The sequence below is a fragment of the Streptomyces sp. NRRL WC-3549 genome (genome assembly GCF_000721935.1).
Taxonomy (GTDB): domain Bacteria; phylum Actinomycetota; class Actinomycetes; order Streptomycetales; family Streptomycetaceae; genus Streptomyces.
In genome coordinates this window covers 2,039-6,374 of record NZ_KL585445.1, presented here as the reverse complement: position 1 = coordinate 6,374, position 4,336 = coordinate 2,039, and the positions used below count along the sequence as shown (strand labels likewise).

At 69.7% G+C, this 4,336-nt stretch carries 5 protein-coding genes and 1 pseudogene; 4 read left to right on the top strand and 2 right to left on the bottom strand.

Annotated features, from left to right (window positions below):
- Nucleotides 1-1,925: glycoside hydrolase family 65 protein (locus IH13_RS0134205; RefSeq protein WP_031090731.1), on the top strand; the 1,925-nt coding region annotated here is incomplete at its 5' end.
- 352 nt (nucleotides 1,926-2,277) lie between these two features.
- On the opposite strand, the gene IH13_RS0134200 is transcribed toward IH13_RS0134205, so the two are convergent.
- Nucleotides 2,278-2,688, bottom strand: a complete 411-nt coding sequence (locus IH13_RS0134200) for a RidA family protein (protein WP_031090729.1) — start codon at nucleotides 2,686-2,688, stop codon at nucleotides 2,278-2,280.
- 80 nt (nucleotides 2,689-2,768) lie between these two features.
- Between IH13_RS0134200 and IH13_RS0134195 the strand changes: the two genes are divergently transcribed.
- Complete coding sequence (locus IH13_RS0134195; RefSeq protein ID WP_031090727.1) at nucleotides 2,769-3,140, top strand: winged helix-turn-helix transcriptional regulator; 372 nt, start codon at nucleotides 2,769-2,771, stop codon at nucleotides 3,138-3,140.
- Between the two features lie 78 nt (nucleotides 3,141-3,218).
- Here IH13_RS0134195 and IH13_RS45375 read toward each other — a convergent pair whose 3' ends face one another.
- Complete coding sequence (locus IH13_RS45375; RefSeq protein ID WP_234433489.1) at nucleotides 3,219-3,704, bottom strand: hypothetical protein; 486 nt, start codon at nucleotides 3,702-3,704, stop codon at nucleotides 3,219-3,221.
- A gap of 251 nt (nucleotides 3,705-3,955) precedes the next feature.
- On the opposite strand from IH13_RS45375, the gene IH13_RS43750 reads away from it, so the two are divergent.
- A complete protein-coding gene (locus IH13_RS43750; RefSeq protein WP_158791467.1) occupies nucleotides 3,956-4,117 on the top strand; it encodes a hypothetical protein in 162 nt (53 codons plus the stop codon).
- Nucleotides 4,108-4,336, top strand: a pseudogene (locus IH13_RS0134180) (IS3 family transposase); the annotation flags it as partial. The gene IH13_RS43750 and the pseudogene IH13_RS0134180, both read left to right, overlap by 10 nt.

The window sequence follows — 4,336 nt, the reverse complement described above, 5'->3', positions numbered from 1 at the left end:
CCGTGGAGTACGAAGTCGAGCCCGTCGACAGCCGGACCCGCGTGGTCATCCAGTCGGAGCTGGTCACCAACGAGAGCCTGCCCTCCCCCGACGGCGACCCGCGGACGGCCAAGGCGCTGCAGTCCCCGCTGGAGCCGGAGGAGGACCTGGCCGCCGGGTCACGGCTGCGTCTGGTCCACCGCACCCGGCGCAGCGGCCTCAGGGTCGCCGTGGCCGCCGACCACGTCGTCGACGCCCCGGGGGAGATCACCACCAGCAGCGAGAGCAACACGGACGTCGCCCGCCTGACCATCACCTCCGTCCTGGACCCGGGACAGCGGCTGCGGGTGCAGAAGACCGTCGCCCACGGCTGGTCGGGCGCCCGCTCCCGGCCCGCGATGAGCGACCAGGTCGAGGCCGCGCTGGCCGCCGCCGCGCACGGCGGCTGGGACGCACTGGTGGCCCAACAACGGGCCTACCTGGACGACTTCTGGGCCCGCGCCGACGTCGAGGTGCACGGCGACGAGGAGATCCAGCAGGCCGTCCGCTTCGCCCTGTTCCATGTGCTGCAGGCCGGAGCCCGCGCCGAACAGCGCGCGATTCCGGCCAAGGGGCTGACCGGTTCCGGATACGACGGCCATGCCTTCTGGGACACCGAGATGTTCGTGCTGCCCCTCCTCACCTACACCGCGCCCAAGGCGGTCGCCGAGGCGCTGCGCTGGCGGCAGGCCACCCTGCCCGCCGCCCGGGAACGCGCTACCCAGCTGGGGCTGCGCGGCGCCGCGTTCCCGTGGCGGACCATCGACGGCTCGGAGGGTTCCGCGTACTGGCCGGCCGGCACCGCCGCCTTCCACGTGGCCGCCGACATCGCGCACGCCGTGGTGCGCTACACGGCGGCCACCGGCGACACCGGCTTCGAACGCGAGACCGCCCTGGAACTCCTGGTGGAGACGGCCCGGCTGTGGCGCTCGCTGGGCCACCACGACCACCACGGTGTGTTCCACATCGACGGCATCACGGGGCCGGACGAGTACAGCGCCGTCGTCGACGACAACACGTACACCAACCTCATGGCCCGCTCCAACCTCCTCGCCGCGGCCGACGTGTGCGAACGCCACCCGGAGGAGGCGCACCGGCTCGGTGTGGACGAGGAGGAGAGCGCCGCCTGGCGGGACGCCGCCGAGGCCGTGCACATCCCCTACAACGAGGAGATCGGCGTCCACGAACAGCACGCCGGCTTCACCCGCCACCAGCGCTGGGATTTCGCGGGCACGGGCGCGGACCAGTACCCGTTGATGCTGCACTTCCCCTACTTCGACATCTACCGCAAGCAGGTGATCAAGCAGTCCGACCTCGTGCTGGCCATGTACACCTGCGGCAGCTGGTTCGACGCCCACTGCGACGACGACCAGATGGCCGCGAACTTCGCCTACTACGAACCGCTGACCGTACGGGACTCCTCCCTGTCCGCGTGCTGCCAGGCCGTCGTCGCCGCCCGGACCGGGCATATGCGGCTGGCCTACGACTACGCCACCGAGGCCGCCCTGATGGACCTGGCCGACCTGGAGCACAACACCCGCGACGGACTGCACATCGCCTCGCTGGCCGGTACCTGGATGGCGCTGGTCGCCGGATTCGGCGGCACCCGCCGGGACGGCGACAGCCTGCGCTTCGCGCCCCGCCTGCCCGAGAAGTTCAGCCGCCTCGCCTTCCGGCTCCAGTTCCGCGGCCGGTGCCTGCAGGTGGAGATCGGTCCCGACAAGGCGACGTACTCACTGCTGGCCGGCGACCCCCTGACGATCCACCACCACGGCACGGAGGTGCACGTGAACGGAGGCGGACCCGTCACCCTCGCCATCTCCGCGCCGAAGCGGCGGCCCACACCCGAACAGCCACCGCACCGCCGTCCGGGCGCCGCCGACCGGTCGGGCCCGGGGGAGGGATGAGTCGGCGTGGCCGGCCGGGGGCCGCCCTGCGTACCGGTGGCACGCGCGTTGGGCCGGCCTTGCCCTCCGGGTCTCCGGGCTCCTGCCGCAGGTGGCGGGAGCCGAGCGGCGGGCGGCCCCGCGACGAGCGCGGCGAGGGGATGCACGCCGCCAACCGGAAGAGGGAGGGCCGCCGAGGCGGCCGGCCCCTCAGCCATGCCGCCGACTCCTCTCACGTGAAGTCACGAAGGCCCGTCCGGCCGCGTGTGTGACGGCCGCCTGGCGGGCCGGCACATCCCGAACAGGACAGCCGGGACGTCAGCCGGTCGGAGGGCCAGGCCCGCAGGCGGCGTCACCACGCACACCATCAGGGTCAGTCGACGAGGGCGGTGGCTTCTATCTCGACGAGGACGCCGGGGGCGAAGAGGCAGTCGACCCCGATGAGCGACGACGGGGGGAGGGGGCGCGGCAGCCCGACCTCGTCCGCGACGCTTTCGACGCCTGCCAGGAAGGCGTCCATCTTCTCCGGCTCCCATTGCGTGACGTAGCACGTCAGCCGCACCACGTCGTCGAACGTCGCGCCGGCCCCGGCGAGACCGCGTGCGGTGTTGCGCAGCGCCTGCGCGACCTGGCCCGAGAGATCTCCTGCCGCGACGGGTGTCCCGTCCGCGAGGTTGGAAGTCTGGCCACTGACGTAGACATGCCTGCTGCCGGTGCCGATGGCGACGTGGTGGTACGGCGTGGGCTGCAACAGGCCCTCGGGGGTGAAGCGCTGGACGGGCACGGTGGTCTCCTAGCGACGGCGAATCCTGGTATAGCTTTGATACCTAGGAGACGCAGGACACTTCAACGAGACCAGGTTTCATGACCGATACCGCTCCTCTCCGCGACGACGAGCTGAGCATCCCGGCGCCGCACCGCGAACTGCTCGACCAGGTGCTGGACAAGTGGTCTTTGAGCGTGCTCAGCGAGCTGTGTGAGGGGCCGTGCCGGTTCAATGAGCTGCGCCGTGCGATTCCCTCGGTCACGCAGAAGTCGCTGACTGCCACTCTGCGCAGACTGGAGCGCAACGGCATCGTCGAGCGCGAGCTCGTCAGTTCCAGGCCTGTCGCGGTGGAGTACCGGATCACCCCGCTGGGGAAGACCATGCGCCCTCCCGTCGATGTCCTCCTGGACTGGGTGCGGACGTACATGCCCGAGATCGAGAAGGCGCGGCAGGCTTTCGACGCCAGGTGAGACGACGGGCGGCAAAGGCGCCCGCACTCCGTGACGCGGTCCGCGCTCGCCCCAGTTCTCAACCCTGCCCGTCGCTCATCACGGGTGGGCCTGCACATACTTAGCGATCTCTACAAGCCGAGGTTCATTCTCAGCAGGCATCAAGTAGTCATCTCTTCGCACGCGTGCGAGGAAATCGTCCGGGAGCTGCACGTGATAGTTCCAGACGTAGAACCAGAGATCGCCCCGCCAGATCCACTCATTGTCGCTGAAGATCGAGTCACCGCCAAGTACAGTCTTCCCGGAATTGTTCTCAGACTTGAGAAGCCCGGGGTGACTGGCATTCGGGCCGTAGACCTTGGGTGTCCCATTCACGTCAGTGAGTACAGTTCCCAGCCGGCCCCGCAATGCGTCATCGTCCGGATAGAGATGACGTCCTGGCGCGTGCCCCTCGCCGCCTTGGCGGTCATCCAAATCTCTGATTCGGTCGTTTACGAGGATCCAATGGCGGATCTGCAGGGGAAGTCGGACCGTGAGTAGTGGCGGAACCGTTGCCGTCTGACGCGTTTGTGTCTGCGTGACCACTGCCGGAGCCTGTGGCAACGTCGGCCGATTCGGATCCTGTGTGGGCGTCGGCTGATGCGGGGCTGCCCCCGCTGTTGTCACCCATGTTCGTGGGGTCGGTGTGGTTGTTGTGGGGTATATGGCTTGCTATGCCGCCGGGGGCGGCGTCTGGGCGGAAGGTGCGTCGGTGGTATGGCGCCGCCGACTTCGGCGTCCACCCGATCACATTGTCGAAGTGGCTGCGCCGCGCGGACACCGACGAGGGCGGATCCATGCCCGCAACCGGGTCGGATGAGTCCGCCGAGTTGCGCGAGGCCCGCAAACGCATCCGGCTCCTGGAGCAGGAGAACGAGGTGCTGCGCAGGGCGGCGGCGTATCTGTCGCAGGCGAACCTGCCGTCGCCGCTGCCCCTCACCGGGTGCTGGTGGCGGTGACGTGCCGGGTGCTCAATCTGGCCCGCCGGCCCTACTACCGGTGGCTGGCCTCTCCGGTCACCGACACCGAACTCGCCGAGACATACCGGGCCGACGCCCTGTTCGACGCGCACCGCGACGACCCGGAGTTCGGCCACCGCTTCCTCCTCGACGAGGCCCGCGCGGCCGGTGAGCCGATGGCCGAGCGGACCGCTTGGAGAATCTGCCGCGACAACCGCT